General features: G+C 52.6%; 19 protein-coding genes. 13 read left to right on the top strand and 6 right to left on the bottom strand.

From position 1 onward, the window contains the following. Positions 1-19 precede the first annotated feature (19 nt). Complete coding sequence (locus ACN0V1_RS03825) at positions 20-484, top strand: KUP/HAK/KT family potassium transporter (protein WP_417543732.1); 465 nt, start codon at positions 20-22, stop codon at positions 482-484. Beyond that, positions 466-840: a KUP/HAK/KT family potassium transporter gene (locus ACN0V1_RS03820; RefSeq protein ID WP_417544039.1), complete on the top strand. Its 375-nt coding sequence runs from the start codon at positions 466-468 to the stop codon at positions 838-840. Before ACN0V1_RS03825 ends, ACN0V1_RS03820 begins: the two co-directional genes overlap by 19 nt. 16 nt (positions 841-856) lie before the next feature. On the opposite strand, the gene ACN0V1_RS03815 is transcribed toward ACN0V1_RS03820, so the two are convergent. Further along, positions 857-2,737 (bottom strand): methyl-accepting chemotaxis protein, encoded by a 1,881-nt coding sequence (locus ACN0V1_RS03815; RefSeq protein ID WP_417543731.1) that lies wholly within the window; start codon positions 2,735-2,737, stop codon positions 857-859. A 382-nt stretch (positions 2,738-3,119) separates the two neighbouring features. On the opposite strand from ACN0V1_RS03815, the gene ACN0V1_RS03810 reads away from it, so the two are divergent. Then, entirely contained in the window at positions 3,120-5,552 is a 2,433-nt protein-coding gene (locus ACN0V1_RS03810; RefSeq protein WP_417543730.1) for a response regulator, read from the top strand. A gap of 44 nt (positions 5,553-5,596) precedes the next feature. Here ACN0V1_RS03810 and ACN0V1_RS03805 read toward each other — a convergent pair whose 3' ends face one another. From ACN0V1_RS03805 to ACN0V1_RS03795, 3 genes are all read right to left on the bottom strand, one after another. Beyond that, on the bottom strand, positions 5,597-6,715 hold the full coding sequence (locus tag ACN0V1_RS03805) for a hypothetical protein (RefSeq protein ID WP_417543729.1): 1,119 nt from the start codon (positions 6,713-6,715) through the stop codon (positions 5,597-5,599). Between the two features lie 170 nt (positions 6,716-6,885). Beyond that, positions 6,886-7,353 carry a redoxin family protein gene (locus ACN0V1_RS03800; RefSeq protein WP_417543728.1) on the bottom strand — a complete coding sequence of 156 codons (468 nt, stop codon included), beginning with the start codon at positions 7,351-7,353 and terminating at the stop codon, positions 6,886-6,888. A gap of 50 nt (positions 7,354-7,403) precedes the next feature. Then, positions 7,404-8,165, bottom strand: coding sequence for a hypothetical protein (locus ACN0V1_RS03795; RefSeq protein ID WP_417543727.1), 762 nt, complete (start codon positions 8,163-8,165; stop codon positions 7,404-7,406). 93 nt (positions 8,166-8,258) lie between these two features. On the opposite strand from ACN0V1_RS03795, the gene ACN0V1_RS03790 reads away from it, so the two are divergent. Then, entirely contained in the window at positions 8,259-8,843 is a 585-nt protein-coding gene (locus ACN0V1_RS03790; RefSeq protein ID WP_417543726.1) for a MarR family winged helix-turn-helix transcriptional regulator, read from the top strand. Position 8,844: 1 nt separating this feature from the next. Here ACN0V1_RS03790 and ACN0V1_RS03785 read toward each other — a convergent pair whose 3' ends face one another. Further along, positions 8,845-10,059, bottom strand: a complete 1,215-nt coding sequence (locus tag ACN0V1_RS03785) for a serine hydrolase domain-containing protein (RefSeq protein WP_417543725.1) — start codon at positions 10,057-10,059, stop codon at positions 8,845-8,847. Positions 10,060-10,102: 43 nt separating this feature from the next. Continuing rightward, on the bottom strand, positions 10,103-10,750 hold the full coding sequence (locus tag ACN0V1_RS03780) for a DsbA family oxidoreductase (RefSeq protein ID WP_417543724.1): 648 nt from the start codon (positions 10,748-10,750) through the stop codon (positions 10,103-10,105). 177 nt (positions 10,751-10,927) lie between these two features. On the opposite strand from ACN0V1_RS03780, the gene ACN0V1_RS03775 reads away from it, so the two are divergent. From ACN0V1_RS03775 to ACN0V1_RS03735, 9 genes are all read left to right on the top strand, one after another. Continuing rightward, a complete protein-coding gene (locus ACN0V1_RS03775; protein WP_417543723.1) occupies positions 10,928-11,332 on the top strand; it encodes a hypothetical protein in 405 nt (134 codons plus the stop codon). A 91-nt stretch (positions 11,333-11,423) separates the two neighbouring features. Continuing rightward, a complete protein-coding gene (locus tag ACN0V1_RS03770) occupies positions 11,424-13,976 on the top strand; it encodes a hypothetical protein (protein WP_417543722.1) in 2,553 nt (850 codons plus the stop codon). A gap of 32 nt (positions 13,977-14,008) precedes the next feature. Beyond that, on the top strand, positions 14,009-14,434 hold the full coding sequence (locus tag ACN0V1_RS03765) for a hypothetical protein (protein ID WP_417543721.1): 426 nt from the start codon (positions 14,009-14,011) through the stop codon (positions 14,432-14,434). 343 nt (positions 14,435-14,777) lie between these two features. Then, on the top strand, positions 14,778-17,675 hold the full coding sequence (locus ACN0V1_RS03760) for an EAL domain-containing protein (protein ID WP_417543720.1): 2,898 nt from the start codon (positions 14,778-14,780) through the stop codon (positions 17,673-17,675). Positions 17,676-17,753: 78 nt separating this feature from the next. Further along, the gene (locus ACN0V1_RS03755) at positions 17,754-18,647 is read left to right on the top strand and encodes a patatin-like phospholipase family protein (protein WP_417543719.1); all 894 of its coding nucleotides are present in this window, start codon (positions 17,754-17,756) and stop codon (positions 18,645-18,647) included. 91 nt (positions 18,648-18,738) lie between these two features. Beyond that, complete coding sequence (locus ACN0V1_RS03750; RefSeq protein WP_417543718.1) at positions 18,739-19,407, top strand: glutathione S-transferase family protein; 669 nt, start codon at positions 18,739-18,741, stop codon at positions 19,405-19,407. A 210-nt stretch (positions 19,408-19,617) separates the two neighbouring features. Further along, positions 19,618-20,115 carry a DUF2780 domain-containing protein gene (locus tag ACN0V1_RS03745; RefSeq protein WP_417543717.1) on the top strand — a complete coding sequence of 166 codons (498 nt, stop codon included), beginning with the start codon at positions 19,618-19,620 and terminating at the stop codon, positions 20,113-20,115. Positions 20,116-20,199: 84 nt separating this feature from the next. Then, complete coding sequence (locus tag ACN0V1_RS03740) at positions 20,200-20,481, top strand: alpha/beta hydrolase (RefSeq protein ID WP_417543716.1); 282 nt, start codon at positions 20,200-20,202, stop codon at positions 20,479-20,481. Between the two features lie 161 nt (positions 20,482-20,642). Further along, a complete protein-coding gene (locus ACN0V1_RS03735) occupies positions 20,643-20,840 on the top strand; it encodes a hypothetical protein (RefSeq protein ID WP_417543715.1) in 198 nt (65 codons plus the stop codon). Positions 20,841-20,845: the final 5 nt, after the last annotated feature.

The following is a 20,845-nucleotide window of genomic DNA, read 5'->3' as shown; positions in this document are numbered from 1 at the left end:
TACCGCCAAGGTAGGGGCGATGTTTGGCCCAATCATGGTGGCCTGGTTTCTGACCCTGGCAGCGCTGGGACTGAACAGCATTATCGGGCATCCGGAAGTGCTCAAGGCCGTGGCACCCTGGTACGCGGTGCAGTTTCTCGCGAGCAATCACTTGGTGGGCCTGGCGACGGCGGCGACCATCATTGCCTCACAGGCAGTGATCACCGGTGCCTTCTCTCTCGCCCGGCAGGCGGTGCAACTCGGTTTTATGCCACGCCTGCAGGTTCAACAAACCTCCGAGTATCCCCACGGCCAGATTTACATGCCGGGTATCAACTGGTTTCTGATGATCGCGGCGATTGCCCTGGTGCTGACGTTCCGCTCATCCAACAACCTGGCAGCTGCATACGGTGTCAGTGTAAATGCCACCATGCTGGTGACCACCATTCTGGCCTTCAATGTGGCCCGGGAGCGAGGCGGCTGGAGTTGCCTGAGACAGTCGTGATCGTCAACGTGAAAATGGCGCGTAATCCGCGAGTACCCAATGATGAGCGCATGCAGGTCAAGGCATTCGGTCAGGGCCTGTATGAGGTCAAACTCAACTACGGCTTCATGCAGGGATTCAATATCCCATCGGATCTGTCCTACTGCATTGAACATCGCAGTTTACCGATAGATCTGGACGACACGACCTATTTCGTGGGCCGGATATCGGTGATTGCTGACCGGAAGAAAGACGGCATGATGGCTTGGCGCGACAAACTCTTTGCGTTCATGATCCGCAATACCCTGCATGCGACATCGCTTTACCGAATTCCCTCTGGCCGGGTGATTGAAATCGGGCTACCGTTGGGTATTTAATTGGCGCCAGTGCCGGTTAGACATTGAAGCGCCGTGTGCTTTCAGCAATCACATTGGCCTGCTCAGACAAGCGCTGGTTCTGCCTGCCAAGCTCTGCACCAATGGCCTGTGTTTCGGCACTTTGCCCGCGAATCTCTTCCATTTTTTTCGCGATGTCTTCAGTGGTGACGGAAATCTCCTCAACGGCGACAACGACCTGATCCATTTCTGAGTTAAGTGTATTGATGGATTGGGTCACCCCACCCATGGCGTCCGCAATCTGCGACGCGTGGTGTTCACCTTCTTTGGCAATCTCAAGCCCGTTATTCACCAAAGTATCCATGCTGGCAGTTTGCAAGTTGAGCTCGTCGATAATAGATACAATATTGGTAGTGGCGGAAACTGTTTTTTGCGCCAGGGTGCGCACCTCGTCGGCCACCACTGAAAATCCACGTCCGGCTTCACCAGCCCGAGCGGCTTCGATCGCGGCATTCAGCGCCAGCAGGTTGGTTTGATCGGCCAAGCTGTTAATGACGCCGATAATCCCGCTGACTTTGGAGCTGGCCTGATTGAGCAATTTGACATGGCCATGGGTATCCTGAATAAGACCCGACAACAGGCGCATGGAGGTCACACTGTCTTCAACCACGCGAGCGCCGGACTGGGCCGAGTCGTTGGCGGATTGTGTAGACACGCCCACCTGCGAAGTGCGTTCGGCAACATCGTTCAAGGTGACGGATATTTGCTGACTGGCTGTAGCTGCAAGAATGGTCTGGGATTCAACCATTTCGCTGTTCTGCGCCAGTCGAACCATGGTTTTTTCGAGCTCGCCATGAACCTCGATCAAATCCTGTGTACCGGCAATAGACTCCCGCATAAGCATGCCTATGTTATCGATCATCTGATTGGTGGCACTGCCCAGAATGTTGAATTCATCGTTAGGGTTGTCGCCGAGTGCCAGCTTCTTGGTGAGGTCACCTTCCGACACCCGCGACAGTAACTCACCCACCCGGTTGAGCTGGCTAACCAGAGCCCGTGAGGTGAGGAACAAAACCAAAGCCAGCAAGGGTGCAAACAACAAAATGGAACCAACACTGACCACCTTGGCCGACGATTCGGCGTTGTCAGCGCTCTGGATGGTACGGGCAATGAGGCCAGACTGCAGGGCTTCACTTTGCGCGATGACATTCTGCTGCAGGCTTTTGCCGGCTTGCGCTGCGCTGTCTGAAGCGGCTGCGATTTGCTTCAGAATTGCATCAGTTTGACTGAATACATCACGGTACTGCCTCGTAGTTTCGCCAACCACATTGTCCTGCCAATCGTATTGTATGACAACGTCTTCCAGCACCGTAATGGCTTGGCTTGCGCGTTCCGCCAGCGCAACATCGCGACTGTTAATGTAAGCATAGTTGCTGCTGTCGATTTCACGGATAGCGTCATCAACCATGCTCAATGACAGTTCCCGGAGTTCTACCATAGCTTTAGCCAGTTCCTGGCGAACCCCCACGGCTTCGGACAGGCCGAGTGCATTCATCTGCTGGAGCCATTCCCGACGCATTGCCACATAGCGTTCGGTATCCGCCTGAATGGACTCGGCGAAGCGGATACTGTCGGGGTCGCCCAGCAGGTTGGCTTGGCGTTGTAGCGTTTCAGCATCTGATGCCAGGCCCTCCAGCTTCGCCAGAAGTTCGCTCTGATTATCCTCGGAGAGGTTGATAAGGTGGTTTTCTACAGCGTTCCATTTGGTGGCAAGATTCCCGGACCTGTTTTCGTAACGGGATACCTCATAGATAGACTGGTAAGAAGATGAAACCGTTTCCAGCCCCCAGAAAACGGCGCCGGCAACAATTGTCAGCCCAGTGAATGTTCCGATGGTGAGCATCAGGAACTTCTGACGCCAGGAAAGGTTGAGTTTCACAGAAGAGTCTCCATTGTTATTAGTTAAAAAAGCGTATATGAAAACGACATATAAGCCAACATTTCGATTCGGCAAGTACTGAAATCGCCCTTGTGCCAACAAGATATCGGCATCGTGAGGAATAACTTGAGCTTCTCCAACGACCTTGCTGACGTTTCGACACTTGCCTGAAAAGGGATGCTTATGCATCAGAAAAGGTCTGTCCCGTTTTCTCCGGGATAGGGGGTAATATTGCTCAGGAAGCGAGCAGAATTATCGCCCCGGGGTAACTAAAAAGGGAAATTTGAGATACGCTTCACAACTCTCCTGTCGGGCAAATGCGGCCATTTGATGATCCCCCCAAACTGCCCAGAGAGCAACTCACGATACAAAAGGTGCAGCAATGTCGGAAGCCAGTCCCGGACAAAAGCTCCAAGAACTCAGAACCCGTTACATTGCCGGCCTGCCCAACCGCATGGGAGAACTTGGAGATTCGTGGAACCGACTCCTGCACGTCAGCTGGAACCCAAAGGCGCTGGAGTTCATGCACCAAAGCGCCCACAAGCTGACCGGTAGTGGCGCCACCTTTCAATTTCCTGAGATCAGCAATACAGCACGAATACTTGAAGAACAGCTACAGGTGTTACTGGCAAAATCCGATGCCACCTCCACGGAGCGTCAGCAAATCGAAAACTCACTCAAAGCGCTCGAACGCGCCATTGAGGATGCCTCTCGCGCTGGCCCCGACAATGAGATGCCCGTTTTCGTGTCAAAAACCGTCATCGAGAAACACCAACCGCTCCGCATCGCCGTTATTGAAGACGACGAAAACCAGGCCGCTTACCTGAAGAACTGGCTGGAACAACAAGGTTATTACGCTGAAACGTTTGAGGACCCAGAGACCTACACTCGGCGAACCGACGGCCACTTTCATCACCTGATTTTACTGGACATCAGCTTTCCCCAAGGCGCCCTGGAAGGTATCGGCTGGCTGGAGCGCATGAAATGCCAGGCAGGCACCAATACTCCAGTGATTATGATGTCCACCAGAAGCGATATGGTCGCGCGCATGCGGGCGCTCCGCGCTGGCGCAGACATCTACCTGACCAAACCTATCGACATGGGGGTACTCGAAAAGCGCATCCACCAGTTGCTGGAGAACGCCCGTCCCGCTCGGCCAAGGGTGCTCTGGGTGGACGATGACACCGACCTTCTCGCCTACTACGAATCCATACTGTCCGAGGAAGGCTATGAAGTAGAGGGCCTGAGCCAACCGGTGCGCGTTTTGGAGCGCATCGAACAATTCCAGCCGGACGCCATCATACTGGACCACGACATGCCCGGCTGCCAAGGCATAGAGTTGGCAAAAGTGCTCAGGCAGGATGCCAACTACATGACGATCCCGATTCTTTTCGTATCGGCCTCGCCAGAAGCACGGGATCTGCTCGAACAGCATAGTATTGCAGGCAACGATTTCTTTCAGAAGCCGCTGGACATTGAACTGTTCCTGAGCTCACTACACCGTCACCTGACAAATGCCAAACTTATTGCGGCACGCATCAACCTGGTCAGCCAGCGCAAAGAATCCCGTGGCCTGCAGAACCACGACTACTTCCTGACTGAACTCGTGGACCTGCTGGCCAGAATCGAAAGCGACCAGGCAGATCAGGCGCACTACCTGGTGCAAGCAAGCGTAGACCGGCACGAGTATCTAAGAGCCCAGCATGGTGCCCGCGCCATGGCGAACCTGAGCGCCCGCATGGAGAAACATTTCGCGGAGCAGCTCGCCGTTGGAGATTCGGGTTGTGCTCTTGGAGGCGGCAGCTTCCTGTTTTGGGTGACAGCGCATGCCGCCGATGATGGCAGGGCCGCCCTCGAGCGCTTCCATTACAACTTGAACAACCCCGCATGGACCTTAGAGAATGCCCCCGATCCAGTCACCCTGAGTCTGGGCGTGCTAACCCTGAACCATGCCATGGATGAAGACAAGGCACTAATCGAGGCAGAAAAAGCCTGTAGCGAGGCCATGCAGTCCGGTAGCAATAAACTGATATGGCAACAGGCGCCCGAACGGCCACCCGAATCCAAATTGAATGAACGCATCACAGAATTGCTAGCGGCACAGGCGTTCAAGCTTTACTACCAACCCATCGTCAACATGGAAACGGGCGACACCCTTTTTGAGGCACTGGTGCGATTGGTAGACGAAGACAACGCGGTGTATTTACCCGGCCAATTCCTGCCGTGGTTACCTGAGGGTAGCAGGGGGCCATTCTACGCGCTGGATCGCTGGGTGATTCAACATGCTGTAGAAGACCTCACACATCTGGAAGGCAAAGCCTCCGCCAGCTATTCGGTAAGCGTAAAACTGTCCTCCCCCATGGTTGATGTGGAACATTTGCTGACGGTACTCAGTGGCGCGATACGCGAAAATCGCATTAAGGGCAATCGCCGCATCTACCTGGCGTTGTCGAGTCCAACCGTATTAAAAGATGTACCCAGGGCAAAAAAGATAGCGAAACTGGTTCAGTCCATGGGCTGTGGGCTGGTCATCGAACACGTTGCCACGGACACCGCCTCGGTAGACCTGATAAAAGAACTGGATTCGGTAGATCTCGTGAAGCTGGCGCCGACACTCGGCGCCAGCGACCAACAAACTCCAGCGCTGGAGGATCTCTTGAGTCAACTCAAGGCCGCCCTCAGCTCCAGCCAGAAAATTGTGGTAACCGGCGTAGAGGATGCCAAAGTGCTGTCCTGGTTCTGGGAGCAAGGCATTCGCAACTTCCAGGGGTACTTCATCCAGGAACCGAAGGGGGCCATGAGTTACGAGTTATGATTTCGCATAGAGCCGCTAACGCGCCAGGTGTTGGGCCAGAAACATCAGATCGGGTAGCGGGAAATCACAGCGAGATCATGAGCCCCTGGGATATCCGCTTTGCGAACGGCCATCACCTTGGCACCTGAGCGGAGTGCTCTGCCAGCAATTTCATCGACCACGCCATAGTTGATGGCATCGCCCTGGTTTCCGAATATAACTTCACCGGTTTCATCGTCGACAAAACCGTCGACCACACTGTCAATATCGATCAGAAGCCTGTCAATTCCGCCGAAGGTAGCCAGCCGCGCTGCATCGGAAATATCGGTAGTCGTCCGGTTCTGGCCGGCTCTATCGTCGAACAGGCGGTGGAATTCCTTGACCTGACCTGCATAGTGTTCATCAAGCACAGGCCTTGCGGCGCTCGCCAACTCAGCCTCGCTCATATGTTCGGGGTTACCGGAAATGACGCCGGGGAGCGCTGGGATGGCGCTCATCGAACGGAACAGGGCTTCCAAAGGCCTGGTCGTCGCCAATATCAGCGGGCGATCCGAGCGCATAAGGGCGGGACGCAGTACGGCATTGATCTTGCGTACATAGCGCGCAAGATAGGAACCATGCTCCTGAACGCCGTGCCGGTGACCGGTACCCGAGTAATCCTTGTTCGTCGCTTTGCCGACAACGGTCGTAAGATCTTCCGGCATATCCGGCACCTTGATTTCTCTGGCCGGTAGATCAGCAGACACCTCAATCAATCTCACTGCGTTCTCTGAAAGAGCCAGAATATGCGCAGCATGAGGAAAGGTAATGGCGCGCAGTAACGGCTTGAGGTGAAAGCGATCAGACACCTCAACAATATCGCTTAGCTTGTTCGCCATGCGGTATGTACGCAGCGACTCAGGCGTTGCCAGAATCGCCAGGCTGTTAGCCTGGTGGCTCCAAAACTCATCATCCGCCAGCAGGTCATCAAACTGTTCCTGCAATAACAAGATGCGGCGCTTATCGAAGCCCGAGGCTTCAAGCTGACTCCCGGCCTTTTTCACCAGGTTGCCGAGATTGATCCGGCTCGGGCCAACTTCACGGCTAAGCGGTGTGGTCTGCAGGTAAATCGAGATGGCTGCATCAGAGCGAGTCAAATTGAGGTCGCCAATTTCCTTGGCGCTTGGCATATCTACGTAGTACATAAAAAGCCTCCTGCAAGTTCAAAACGCTGGACAAGCGGAGTCGCCAGTACCAGTACAAATAACTACCTTACCTTCCTGCAATTCGATTTGCACTTCGACAAGAGCAACCTGGTTTTTCATTACTTTATCGGCGTCCCAGTAGCACATGGCGGAGCAAGGAGGTCGCCACCCTACACCAACAGTTGTCCGATCATATTACCCACTTGCATGTCGCTTACGCTTCCCAAATGCGTATAGCGGATTACCCCATCCTTATCAATCAGCACCAGCGAGGGTGTGCCCTGTAAATTCAGTTTTTTCATCATCACCGGAATGGGTCCGGAATCCGAAGGCATGTCCATCGCAATGGGAAATTGCAATCGATACTCATGAACAAAGACTTTGAGCGCATCAAACGTCATCACGTGGTGATGCTCAAACACTGAATGCAGGCCAATCACCTGCACCTCATCACGGCGATACAGCTCATGAATTGTGGCGGCCTGCGGTAAACCATGCGTCACACAACCCGGGCACAGCATCTGGAAAGCGTGCAGCACAACCACTCGGCCGCGTAGTTTTTCCAGCTGCAAGGGTTGGTTTGTATTCAGCCAACTGGCAACCACTAATTCCGGGGCCTTAACGCCTCTGCTGATCATGCCTGTCACCTCCTGTCGCTGGCTCTACCGCTAATCCTGCACTGAGATTGTTATTGATTAACACGGCCCGGCAAACTCAAATCGCCGGAGGCCACATCCATCACGTCAACCACGCACAACAAGGGTGCGTGGGCACTTTCGTTAACTCTCAGTCCTGCTGTAACACCGTCAAACATGCCCTTTTCCACAGCCCCGATATCGGCAAAAGCTACCCGAACCTCAACGTCGTCGTCCGTGAAAATCGGTTGCCACCCCGGACTATCCAGCAAGATCGGCAGGCCGGGCCAGGTGATTGGCAAGCGCGGTTTCACACCCTCAGCAATATCAACCACCCCCAGCGCACCCTTTCCACACTGCTCGTTTGGCTGTAACACCACCCAGTGGCTGTGCCAGACATTGCCGTCATTTGCGGTGTCACCATCACCGTTTTCATCGAATAACGGCGTATCATCAAAATCCGGATGCGCGGTGACCGCGAGCGCTAAAATACCTGCCTCACGCTCAAACCCCACTTCATAACTATCAATCGTAGTCGGCCATACATAAGAAAACACGTCGCTGCCCGCCAATTTGCCGGTTGCGGCAGGCTTGATCTGTCCCGCCTTGGCCGACACCTCCATATGAAACACAGCGCTATTGCCCTCGGTACTAATGCGGGTATGCACAATATCGAAACTGCTTGACGCCACATCGCCCTTGGCGGAAGAAAGGCCATTTTCATGCCCATCACTCGCTTGCACTGTGCCATTCAAACCCACGCCAGTAATGCCCAAGCTGATCAGTGCCACCGCCATAAATTGAGTAGTGTTCATGACTCTCTCCTTCATTTAGTTTCGACTCGAAACTAAATATCACACACCCACCAACCCATTGTCAACACTGTTTCGATTCGATACCATCAAACTATGAACGCATCACAACTACAGCAATTATTAGAGCGCCTCAGCAGTCTGCTGCAAAGTGAAAACCGTGCCCGTCTCAATCAATACGGTTTGCAAACGGTTCAATTCGAAGCGCTGCACTACCTATCCATTTGTAATCGTTATTCCAACACCCCCAAGGCTGTCGCTGAGTACCTGGGGTTAACCAAAGGCACCGTCTCACAATCCATCAAGGTTTTGGAAAATAAAGGTTTGCTGATCAAAGAACAGGACCGCAAGGACAAACGCATTACCCGCCTGCAGATAACAGCGTCTGGTGATGATCTGGTTAAATTACTGACCCCTTCGCCACTGCTAGCAAGCTACTGTGAGCAGGCGCAACAGGGAGAACCGGAGGCCATTATTGAAAACCTGACGTCACTGTTGCGTCAGATTCAAACACAGCATCAGCACAAAACCTTCAGCCAATGCCATAGCTGTCGTCACAACCAAAAACTGGGCGAAGGAAAGTTTTTCTGTCAATTAACTCAGGAGCCGCTATCCGCGACTGAAGTGGAGTTGATCTGCCGAGAGCATGAGCCCAAAGCCCGGAATTATGGGGCTCAGTAGATCACACCAACGCTCCATTAACGATGGCCCGCAACTCCTGACGGATCGGGTAAGACGACGAGGGGATCAGTTGCGTCATGAAGATCATCACCAGCTCCTCGACCGGATCGATAAAAAAGTTGGTGCTCGCCAGACCACCCCAACCGTACTCGCCGACCGATCCGTTAGTGTGGGATTTGGCAACGTCAGTCTTTACCGAAAAGCCCAGACCAAAGCCACTCCCCGCATAAGGTGTCTCGCTGAACGCACCAACGGAGAGGCCCGGCAGATCCTGATTGCCCGGCAGGTGGTTGCTGCGCATGAACTCCAGCGTTTTGCGACCGATAATCCGCTGCCCCTGAAACTCCCCTCCTTGACAAAGTGCCTGGGCAAAATGGAAATAATCGTCAATGGTGGAGACCAGCCCGCCGCCACCAGAAAGAAACTTCCCCTTGCGCCGGAAAGGTGAGGTCTCCGGATCGTCCTGAAGTTCGAACTGTTCGCCAGGCGCGTACTGATAACAGGCGGCGAAACGTTCAAGTTGATCATCACGGACGTGGAACCCGGTGTCGGGCATATCCAATGGGTCAAAGATATGCTCGCGCAGATAGTCATCAAAAGGCTGGCCCGACAGCAACTGCACCAGATACCCCAGCACGTCCGTGCTGACGGAATAGTTCCAGGCCGTACCCGGTGAGAACTCCAGCGGCAATTCCGCCAGCTGATTGACCAGTGTCTCCAGTGTCAGATTACGGCTGCCATCCAGCCCCAATTCCCGATAAGCAGCGTCAACGTTGGTGCGATTCATAAACCCATAGGTCAGGCCTGACATATGGGTGAACAGGTCGCGAATGGTCATGACGCTGGTTGCAGGTGTAGTCAGGAAATCGGGATAGACACCGCTTTTATAAACCCGCCGGTTTTTCCACGCCGGAATATACTTGTGCACCGGATCGTCCAGCAAGAACCGCCCCTGCTCATAAAGCTGCATCATGGCGATCGACGTGATCGGTTTGGTCATGGAGTAAATACGAAAAACAGTATCCCGGCGAACCGACTTGTTGCGCTCCACATCCATCAGCCCCTGGGCTTTTACATAGGCAATCTCCCCTCGCCGAGCCACCAGCGTTAGCGCACCAGGCAATTTTCCGGGCTGGATATAGCGACGGTCAATATGGGCTTCAATGTTAAGAAGCTGGTTCGATGAGAGGCCAGCAACCTGCTTAAGATCCGTCATAGAAGAGGCACCTTCCTGTGTGGTTTTGGACTTATTACGCCGTTCAGTCAGATTCCGCACCAATCTCCTGAAACGCCTGAACCAGGGTATCGGGCTCCTGGGCTCCGGAGATAAGATACTTTCCGCTGACTATATACGCCGGCACACCCGTAACACCCGCCTTCTGATAAGTGGCTTCGTCTTCTCGCACCGCCGCCGCGTACTGGTCAGAATCCAGCACGGCTTTGGCTTTTTCTGAATCCAACCCGAGAGATTCAACGCATTTGATCAGAACATCTCGGTCGGAGACATCTTCTGCCCGGCCGAAATAGGCTTCGAACAGAGTTTGTTTCATTCCAGTCTGCTGGCCCTGCTCGCCGGCCCATTTGACCAACCGGTGGGCATCGAAGGTATTACAAGTGAGTCGCTCCTGTATTTTTTCGAAGTTAATGCCGAGATCCTTTGCGATCTTCATCATCTGATTCTGATTAGAACGCATCTCTTCCTCACTGCGCCCGTACTTTCGGGCCAGAGCCGGCAGAATCGGCTCACCCGCTCCGCTGTGCTCCGGATTCAGTTCAAACGCATGCCATTCAACGGTGAACTTGCACTCCGGCGCCAGCTGCCCCATGGCAATCTCCAGGCGGGCATAGCCAATGGCGCACCATGGACAGGCGATGTCGGAAACAATATCAATGTGCATCTTCTTCATAGTGAGCCCCAAATAAGTGGATGCAAAGACTTCGATAACTCAAACCCCAACTGCTGCAACCAACCCTTTCACCTTCAAAATCTGGAGAATTGTCATTTTAGCTCCTATAGTTTCCAAGTCTGACAAGTCATCGAATTCTAACAGCAGTACCAACAACCAGCACAAGGGAGAAGTGTTATGTCAGCTTGGTACCATGTCTATATAAAAAACCATACCACCTACGATTTTATGTACATGGAAGGGTTCGTCCGACCAGCCGCGACTCTTTTCGGTGACACCGCCAGTTGGAATAGAGCGCCGGATGACATCAAATCCCAGCTGGGAGCCATTGACAACAATGCCTATGCGTTTGACTGCAAGGGGTCGAATGGCTGCGAGGGAAGTGCCATCTATGCCATTCTGGATACCGAGGAGAATACAAAAATCGGGACTCTGAAACTGAACTGGCTTGTCCGCGCCATCGGCAGTTCCTCTGTTTCTGCTTCTGTTGATAGCGATGCTGTCAGGATTACAAGGGACGACCGGGACGAGCAGGGCATGGAGGAAGTAGTGCATCACGTAGAAGTGAAACAGGGAATATAGTCAGTGTGAGCCGGAAGGCTTATTACCCAAGAGCAGTTTGGAGGTAATAGCTCGGCCCGAAAAAGAAACCACCTACGAAAGGGTTTCATGCGTGAGTGAGATAAATAGCTATGACTTCAGGCCAGGCCTGGACGGATTAGACGGACAATCCGATAAGGCGCCGCTGGTATCATCATACTCGTTCTCCGAATTGTGCTACCACGGTTTTGCCTCGGTGGCTTACAAGTTCCCGCAAAATCCGAAGAGCGAGCAAGCCGGTGCAGGAACAGGGGGCGTCAGTCAGGATGCTATACAAAAGGTTGAAACATTCGCGGATATTGTGCCGGAGTCGCAACAAGAGACTATTCAAGACCTGCTAAAGGAAATAGACGCTTTTAAGGCGGCGATCGATGCTAAGGAGACTCCTTATACCAATCACGTCAAGCACCTCAATGCCCTGCAGAACAAATTAAAACACTCTGCGAGTGATCGTATTGTTAATAAAACGCCCCAGGAATACATTGGATATCTTAAAAAAATTCGTGAGCAATACACCAAGAAGTTGGCTCTGAAAGGAAGTGAGCAAAAACCTCCCGTAACTGAGGACGATCCCGGGCAAACGAGCGCGGGATCCGGTGAAGGAAAAGGAGTGCCCGCCAGCAGTGTCCCTGATAAACCTGAACATGCCCATCCAACATTGCAGAATATTACCCAGTCAGGATTGCTACAGCCAGCCACCAGCTCCGGTGTGCAGGGCGGCATGCTGGGCTACGGCGTTTTAAAGACGTACCAGCAAGACTGGAGAAAGCTGGGAATTTGCCTCGGCCGTCTGATCAGCACCATTTGCCTTGCCCCTGGGGAAGTAACCAGGCTGGCAATTATAGATTGGCAGCGAAAAGCTTCAGGAACGAGCCATGAAGCCATTGATCAAACGGATATCAACGAGGAGTTCTCTGACCAATCCCGGCAAATTGATGAAATCAAAGCAGGCACTGCCAGTAAAATCCAAGAGGCTAACAGCAGCAATACCCAGATCGGCAGTAACACGACGGTGAGCGCTGGGGTCAGCACCCCTACCTGGCACGCTGGCGTAAAAAGCTCGCTGAATGTCAGCCATGGGGTACAGGCATCTTACGCGTCTGCCACATCAGATCTGCAAGCCACTGGCAGTAATCGTGTTGCTCAGATCACCCGGGAAATGGCACAAACGCAACGTTCAAAGCGATCCACCATCGTAAGAGAAGTAACGCAATCAGAGGCTGAACGGCTCTCAACCCGCATTGTCGCCAACTATAATCAGCAGCATTCTCTAAACCTTGAATACTTTGAAATTCTTCAGAAGTACCAAGTCGCGACCGAGAATCGAAGCTCTCAGGGATGCGTGTTTGTGCCCTGTCATCCATTGAATTTCAATTCAGCCAACGTCAAAGCTGCTTTCGCGCCTCAGCTGTTTTCAATCTTTCAGGAAGACCCAGTTTTATCGGAGCGAACGGCTGATCTCATTCAGTTTATCTATGGTGATGGAACAGAACAGGATGAATTAATAAAGGGTATTCAGGAAGCGATCCATGCGGATGAAAAATTCATAAAAGACCGTCAACGTGATCTGGACATCCTGGATAGCGTCCTTGAAAAGCTAAACGATCTGCGCCTTAAAATAAGCAACCGATCCTCTCTGAACGAGTCCCTTGCATCGCTCAAGCCGATAATTTCGGCTGCAGATTATCGCGAGCTCGTTCGCAGCTTAGGGAATGGTAACAGCGTCGACTATTACACATCGGCTGTACTCAAGCTTGGTGAGAAGTACGAAATCTCCAGCAAAGAACTGGTCCGCTCGATCGAAGACAGGCGATTAAAGATGCAGTCTCGCAGGAGGCGACTGCGTAATCAGCAGGTATCAATCAAGAACATTTTTGCCATGAACGGGGGCTACTTCACCCAACAAGCAGTCATGCGCATGGACCCTACGGAGCTGTTTTGTTTTCTCGCAAAGGTCAAAGTGACTGAGGCTGATTCACAGAGCAGCCTCACCCTCGCCGACCTGGGGGTTCAGCCAATTCCCGTGGGCTACTCCGGAAATATGATTGCTTTTCTGTTCAACCCTCCGGAATCTTCTGCGCATGCAACGTCCAGCGGATTTGTGAAGCGACTGCTTAGCCTGCTGGACGGCAACGCAAAGAACAATAGTGCAGAGCAAAGCATCGTAACTCTGCCTACGTCTGGCGTGTTTATGGAAGCGGTTCTCGGATCATCGATGGCTGCCGAACACGTTGGTAGTGAATATAGGGACTGGAGGAACCACGAACACAGCATTCCAATCCTGCCACCGGACATTGATAGCCTGACGTCACGAGATCGCAGCCAGGAGACACTCACTCTGGAAGAGTCGGGGTTTGGCGCTCAAATGCAGTCAATGCGACAGCGAGCGCTAGAGAGCATTTCGAGCCTGACTGATTTCGTTAGTCATCTGGATGTGAGCCCTTCCTTGCCGGGCGCGCCCTCCAGCAACACGAAAGCGGGTGCTGAGCCGGATGACGATAAGCCGTATGCAACTCCGTCTGAGGAGCCGAAAGAAACCGGCGCAACTGGAGGTGGCGATGGCGATGGCGATGGCGATGGCGATGGCGATGGCGATGGCGATGGCGAGAATATTGAAACCATCTAGTGACTGGTATTTTTGAATATAGGGATATAGTTATGGCTAAGCATCTGAAATGTGAAAAAGATCCGGACGGTAAGCACCTGAAAGATCTGAAAGCCCGCGCAAAAAACAAGGATTTTTTTGGCGGCATGAAAAATTACAAAAATATGACGGAGTTCGATAACCGATATGCTGCAGATGGCGCAACCGACGACAAGAAAACTGACCATGCACTATTCTGGATAAAGTGTTACTCAGGAAAGAACAAAGAAAAGCAGAAGAAAGTGTACCTGGCGGAGTATGAGAAAGAGCACAGCGCCTGGATGAAACGACGCCTTAAGTTAATGAAGAGTGGGCACCCCCCCTACATGATGACTGGAGTAGTGGGCGGCATTTCTGCAGATAATCCGCCGACGGTCTATCTCTATGAAGGGTATGAAAATGCGCCCTCAGAATGCAGACTTTGGGTGTTTACTCCTTAATAACATCGTGGAGGCAGGGCTGACAAAACCTGCCGACCGTTAGATCAACGCGGTAAGCTCAGCCAGATGCCATAACTGCAGCCCTCAACAACCTTAAGCAAGGAATTGAAGGCCATGGGAAAATTGCTTTCCGCAAACCTGTCCAACACTCGGCTCCGCCCCGCAACCTGCTTGAACTTCACGCCAAAAGGATCAACACTCTATCAATAGACTTCTTGTCTCTGAGAGCCGCGCCATGTCTACATTTTTTGATAGTAAGGCAGATCGAAAAAGAAGGCATCCTGACGCGCCGGCTATAACCCCAGGTACCTCAGCGAATGCCCGCATTCACAGACTAACCCAAATGTACCGGGCACTTAGCGAAATAAACCAAGCCATTATTCGCATCAGTAATGAAGAAGAACTGTTTCCTCTCGTTTGCCGGATCGCAGCCGATCTCGACGGTATCAGCATGGCTTGGATTGGAGTTGCTGATTCTGAACCGGAAGGTCACCAGCCATCAGCGACGGCCTATTTCCCCATCCAGCGGAATGGCCAACCTTTTGGGGTTTTGTCGGTTTATCATGAGGTGGAGGACTTTTTCGACAGTGAAATGACTGGACTTCTCGACGAACTTGCCCAAAACATCACGTTCGCCCTCGACAACTTTGATCGTGAAAGAGAGCGCCGTGGCGCCCTGAAAGCTCTCCGTGCCAACGAGCAGCATTTCCGGGCCTATTTCGAGCGCTCCATGTTTGGCATGGCGGCCAACAGCCCGGATAAAAGCTGGATAGAGGTCAATCAGGCGCTTTGCGACATGCTTGGTTACACAGCCGAAGAAATCATGGCCACGACATGGGCGGACCTGACCCATCCTGATGACTTGATCGGTAATAATGCTCTCTTTCAGCAATTGATCGACGGCTCCATCGATGAGTTGTCCGTTGAAAAGCGGTTTATCCAAAAATCTCGCGACATAATCGATGTTCATCTGGCCGTGCGTGCCGTTCGCAATGCTGACGGCAGCCTCGCGTATACGGTATCGCTGGTTGAGGACATTTCACTCCGAAAGCTGGCAGAACGACGCGAGAAAATGCGGCGGCGCACTCTGGAAAAAGTCGCCAGAGGCGGCTCTTTGAAAGAGATCATGTTGCAGATCATCAAATCGGCCGAATCGATTTACCCCAAGTCCATGTGCTCGATTCTTCTCATGGACCATGAAGGAAAACACCTTCTGAGTGGTTCAGCTCCAAGCTTGCCCGACTTTTTCTCCAGGGCCATCAGTGGCGTAAAAATTGGTATGGGTGTTGGCTCTTGCGGAACCGCTGCCTTTTCAGGACAGCGCATTGTTGTCGAAAACATCGCCTCTCATCCCTACTGGGAGAACTTCAAAGAACTTGCAGCCACGGCAGGTCTTGGTTCGTGCTGGTCAGAGCCCATCCATTCTGCATCAGGTAGGGTATTAGGTACCTTTGCTATTTATCGGGCAGAACCAAGCTTTCCTGATGAACAAGAAATTTCATTAATAGAAAACGCGGCCAATCTGGTTGGTATTGCCATCGAGAGAATCCAGGCGGAAGAAGAACTCCACCTTGCATCGTCCATCTACCACAACAGCACGGAAATCGTGCTGGTGACCGATACCAACAACAGAGTCGTTGCACTCAACCCCGCCTTTACCAAAATAACCGGTTACACACTTGACGACATCCGGGGCAAAGACCCCTCTCTTCTTCACTCTGGACGCCACCAAGCCGATTTCTTCCAGGCTATATGGCAAGAAGTATCTCGCCAGGGTTTTTGGCAGGGCGAGGTCTGGAGTCGCCGTAAAAATGGCGAAGCCTTTCCGGCATGGCTCACCGTTAATGTCATTCGCAATGATAAAGGGGAGACCCAGCGTCATGTCATCATGGGCTCTGATATCACCAACAAACTCCGCTCAGACGAACTGATTTGGCGCCAGGCAAACTACGATTTTTTGACCAGTTTGCCAAACCGGTACATGTTTCAGGATCGTCTGGAGCAGGAAATTCGAAAATCTTTACGCCAAGGCTCATTACTTGCCCTGCTATTTATTGATCTTGACCACTTTAAGGATGTTAACGATACCCACGGGCACCCTGTGGGCGACCAGTTGCTAATCAAAGCAGCGGAACGAATTAACGGTTGTATAAGGGGCTCCGATACCGTGGCCCGCATGAGCGGTGACGAGTTCACCGTGATTCTGCCCCGACTCGCGAATACTATCGATGGCGAAGCGGTGGCGGAGCAAATCATCAGCGCGCTCGCAGAGCCTTATTCCATAGATGGCGAAACCCTCTATGTACAGGCCAGTATCGGCATCACCTTCTGCCCGGGTGACGCTTGTGAGGCTGGCCAGTTAATCAGTAATGCCGACCAAGCCATGTATGCGTCTAAAACGTCGGGGCGAAACCGCCTAAGCTATTTTACCCAGTCCCTGCATGATGAGGCCCAGAATCGCCTGAAACTATTAAATGATATGCGCTCGGCGGTTGAGAACCGGCAGTTCGAGCTTCATTTCCAGCCCATCATTAATCTCACGACCGGAAACGTCAGCAAGGCAGAAGCGCTGATTCGCTGGAATCATCCAGAGCGCGGAATGATCAGCCCCGCTGAGTTTATTCCTCTGGCGGAAGAGACCGGCTTGATCGTCGGAATCGGCGACTGGGTATTTCGTGAGGCAGCGGCCAAGGCAAAACGCTGGTGTGAGTTGTTTAATACCGTCTTACAGATATCGGTAAATATGTCGCCGGTGCAGTTTCAGAGTGACGCCCTGAATATGACTGATTGGCTGGCCTACCTGCAAGCTCTTGGCTTGGAAGAAAAGCACCTGAGCATCGAAATTACCGAAGGCCTGCTGCTAAATGCCAGCGATGGAGTTAAAGATAAGCTACTTCGGTTCCGGGATGCAGGGATTCAGGTTGCCATCGATGACTTTGGTGTAGGTTATTCCGCACTGTCGTATCTCAAGCGGTTCGATATCGACTACCTCAAAATAGATCAGTCGTTTATTCAAAATCTTGAAACTGAGCAGAACGACCTGGTGCTTTCCGAAGCCATTGTCATGATGGCTCACAGGCTCGGCCTGGAGGTCATTGCAGAAGGGGTCGAAACGGAGGCGCAATGCCGTCTGTTGCTGGAAATCGGGTGTGATTATGGCCAAGGCTACCTTTTCTCCAGGCCCCTGCCCGCGTCAGAGTTCGAAGGTTTCCTCACAACCTCGGTTTTTCCGCAACTATAATGTTGAGCTTGGGGCCCGGCCAAGCCTGTTAGAATCGGCCCGAAGTTTTCCCCTTGAAACATCCTCAGGCCCTTATGTATGAAGCTCAATCCCTTTAATACCCGAATCGGTTTGGCTCTGGGGGGCGGTGCTGCCAAGGGTATTGCCCACATTGGCGTTTTAAAGGCTTTCGAGGAAGAGCAAATCCGGATTCATTGTATTTCGGGTACGAGTGTGGGCGCACTGGTCGCCAGCTATTTCGCGTTCGGGCGCCCAGCAGAGTCCATACTTTCCATTGGCTCAACGTTGAATCTGTCCAAGATACTCAATTTTACCCTGGAGCGCGGTGGTTTGTTCAGCACGCAAGCCATTCGGGAAATGATCCACCGGGATCTGGGAGACTGTCGAATCGAAGATGCCGATATTCCCTTGGCTATTTGTGCAACGGATATCGAAACTGGCCAGCAACTGGTATTCCGGAAAGGTAATCTGGCGGAAGCCGTTTGTGCATCCATGGCTGTGCCCGGCCTGTTTGTGCCAGTGGAGGTGGATGGGCGGATTCTGGTAGACGGAGGGCTGGTCGAAAATGTTCCGATCTCGCCGCTCGCCAAAATGGGCGCGGGTATTATCGTCGCCGTTGATCTGAGCCATGTCAGCCAATACCCGAAACCGGACGATACATTTGATGTGATCAGCAACGCCATCAACATCGCTATCGATTTCAATACCCGCAAGCAACTGAAAAAGGCAGACATAGTGGTGCCACTGGACTTAAGCCGTTACAGCCTCACCAACAACGCCAAATTCGTGCAAGAACTCTACATGGAAGGCTACCACCCCATGAAGGATAAGATTCGCCGCGTGTTCTGGTACAAGCGGATGAATGTTGTTATTTACCTTTTAAAGGTGGTCCGGGGCTTATTGCCCCTCAAGGTGCCCGAGATCATTAAAGAACTTAAAAACCATGCCGTTGCCATCCGTAATCGAAGGTAGCGACTTAAAACACAATGGCGGTGAACCAAAAAGCCATTTGCAGACTACTCTCTTAACCTGCCCATTCTTTTGAAGCGAACGGAGTCTCTGCATGATCACAGTCCATCACCTTAATAATTCCCGCTCACAACGCATTCTATGGATGCTGGAAGAGCTGGGAGTACCCTACGAGATCCAGCGTTACGAGCGTGATCCGAAAACCATGTTGGCGCCGGCAAGTCTCAAAAAAATACACCCGCTGGGCAAATCACCGGTTATCACCGACGGTGGCCTGGTGGTGGCGGAGTCGGGTGCCATTATTGAATACCTTGCCCACACCTACGGCAAAGATACCATGCTGCCAGAGGGCGGAGGCCAGGCGTGGCTTGACTACACCTACTGGCTGCATTACGCCGAAGGCTCATTGATGCCGCCGCTGGTTATGCGCCTGGTATTTGAAAAGGTAAAAACCAGCCCGATGCCGTTTTTCATCAAGCCAGTAGCAAAAGGCATCGCAGACAAAACCAATGAGATTTTCATCGGCCCGATGATCAAAACCCACCTGGATTTTGTGGAATTCCACCTCGCGAAAAGCACCTGGTTTCTCGGGGACAATCTCAGCGCAGCGGATATTCAGATGAGTTTTCCGCTGGAAGCCTCAGTAGCCCGGGGGATCGTCGGCAAAGCCCGGCCTCATATCACCGAGTGGGTGAAGCGAGTGCACGCCAGGCCCGCTTACCAGAGCGCCCTTGAAAAAGGCGGAGAATACGATTTTGCTTGAGCAAAGAAGTATTGTCTGGGCGATGGTGTGGCAAAAGAAGAACAGATTGACACACCCGTGTTTGCCGTCTGCATGAGCAGCGGCATTTTCGGAGTGGCCGTGCCATTGGTGCTCAAACGTAAACATGTCTCGATTGCCTGCACTTTTATTTCGCCACAAGCCCCCAACATATCAACGTAATCTCGACAACCCTCCCCGCAGGACATCACAATGAACGCTATTATCAAGCAGTTCCTTTTTGTTTCAAGCATCTATCTTCTGGCCCCGACCGCTGGCGCGTTCAGCCTGAATGATGCCTTATCCAGCGGGACACAAGCCCTCTCTTCAGCAACAGAAGTCAGTGGAGAAGCCCAACAACTGGTAGGCACGCTCCAGAACCAGCTTGGCATCACCGAAACTCAGGCGGTTGGTGGCACCGGTGCATTATTGCAGCTGGCGAAAAATGAGCTTGGTTCCAGCACCATGAGCGCTCTGACCAGCAAAGCTTCGGGCTTGCCCGGTCTGTCCGGAGGAAACAGCGGTCTGGGCGAAAGCCTGCTCTCCAATATTTCGTCCATGAGTGGTGTGCAGTCAGCCTTCTCGGCGCTGGGCATGGACAGCGCCATGATCCAACAGTTTGTACCGATTATTATGGGCTTCCTGGGAGATCAAGGGGTTGGTTCTTCACTGCTTGGACAGTTGCAAAGTCTGTGGGCGCCTGCCGGCTGAGCCCGGATAGACAGGGACACGCGCTTTAAAAAACCGCTCGACTATCCTTTCGAGCCGCACTACGTTGATCTCGACAGCCTGCGAATGCATTACGTGGATGAGGGGCCTGCGCATGCCAGCCCGATTCTCATGCTGCACGGGGAGCCTTCCTGGTCTTATCTCTATCGCCACATGATTCCCGTATGCGCGGCGGCTGGCCATCGGGTGCGACCGATTACCCGTGGCGGTGCCGCGTACATGCAAAAACGGATTCCGGGTGCGAAGGATCAGCCCCATGTCACCCTCAAAGGCGGCCACTTCCTCCAAGAAGATTCGCCGGTGCCCTTTGCCCGGGCGATTAACGACCTACTTGTCACTCTGTCCTGAGGGTTTCGCGTGCATCCCGGCTTTCAAGAGAGATATGCGGCTCGCAAGCTATCGTTCCGGCGCAGCCTGAAGCTGCTGGAGCACGATGGCACGATCAACATTGACGGATCGCCCTGCGGCATGCCTGAATGTAAGATATATCACTGGGTGGAGGAACAGACATGAAGTGGATCGTGCTTATCATTATTGGTGCTGCTCTGGCTTTTTGGCTTTATAAGGGCCGTCGCAGGAACAACATCGAAGATCCTGATATGAAGACATTCGAGGAAAAGGATTACTACCTCACACCGGATGACAACTCATCCGATGATCACTCACCCGACGACAACTCCTCTGGTGACAGTAATCCGCGCCACTGAGTTGT

Source organism: Marinobacter sp., from assembly GCF_048266785.1.
Taxonomy (GTDB): Bacteria; Pseudomonadota; Gammaproteobacteria; order Pseudomonadales; family Oleiphilaceae; genus Marinobacter.
The sequence above is the reverse complement of the archived record's forward strand: the minus strand, read 5'-3'. Positions and strand labels throughout refer to the sequence as shown.

Coding starts and splice junctions, on each gene's coding strand:
- ACN0V1_RS03750 (WP_417543718.1), top strand. CDS start 18,739: ATGATCACAGTCCATCACCTTAATAATTCCCGCTCACAACGCATTCTA.
- ACN0V1_RS03740 (WP_417543716.1), top strand. CDS start 20,200: ATGCATTACGTGGATGAGGGGCCTGCGCATGCCAGCCCGATTCTCATG.
- ACN0V1_RS03775 (WP_417543723.1), top strand. CDS start 10,928: ATGTCAGCTTGGTACCATGTCTATATAAAAAACCATACCACCTACGAT.
- ACN0V1_RS03760 (WP_417543720.1), top strand. CDS start 14,778: ATGTACCGGGCACTTAGCGAAATAAACCAAGCCATTATTCGCATCAGT.
- ACN0V1_RS03745 (WP_417543717.1), top strand. CDS start 19,618: ATGAACGCTATTATCAAGCAGTTCCTTTTTGTTTCAAGCATCTATCTT.
- ACN0V1_RS03765 (WP_417543721.1), top strand. CDS start 14,009: ATGGCTAAGCATCTGAAATGTGAAAAAGATCCGGACGGTAAGCACCTG.
- ACN0V1_RS03805 (WP_417543729.1), bottom strand. CDS start 6,715: ATGTACTACGTAGATATGCCAAGCGCCAAGGAAATTGGCGACCTCAAT.
- ACN0V1_RS03825 (WP_417543732.1), top strand. CDS start 20: ATGTTTGGCCCAATCATGGTGGCCTGGTTTCTGACCCTGGCAGCGCTG.
- ACN0V1_RS03785 (WP_417543725.1), bottom strand. CDS start 10,059: ATGACGGATCTTAAGCAGGTTGCTGGCCTCTCATCGAACCAGCTTCTT.
- ACN0V1_RS03735 (WP_417543715.1), top strand. CDS start 20,643: ATGAAGTGGATCGTGCTTATCATTATTGGTGCTGCTCTGGCTTTTTGG.
- ACN0V1_RS03790 (WP_417543726.1), top strand. CDS start 8,259: ATGAACGCATCACAACTACAGCAATTATTAGAGCGCCTCAGCAGTCTG.
- ACN0V1_RS03755 (WP_417543719.1), top strand. CDS start 17,754: ATGAAGCTCAATCCCTTTAATACCCGAATCGGTTTGGCTCTGGGGGGC.
- ACN0V1_RS03800 (WP_417543728.1), bottom strand. CDS start 7,353: ATGATCAGCAGAGGCGTTAAGGCCCCGGAATTAGTGGTTGCCAGTTGG.
- ACN0V1_RS03795 (WP_417543727.1), bottom strand. CDS start 8,165: ATGAACACTACTCAATTTATGGCGGTGGCACTGATCAGCTTGGGCATT.
- ACN0V1_RS03780 (WP_417543724.1), bottom strand. CDS start 10,750: ATGAAGAAGATGCACATTGATATTGTTTCCGACATCGCCTGTCCATGG.
- ACN0V1_RS03810 (WP_417543730.1), top strand. CDS start 3,120: ATGTCGGAAGCCAGTCCCGGACAAAAGCTCCAAGAACTCAGAACCCGT.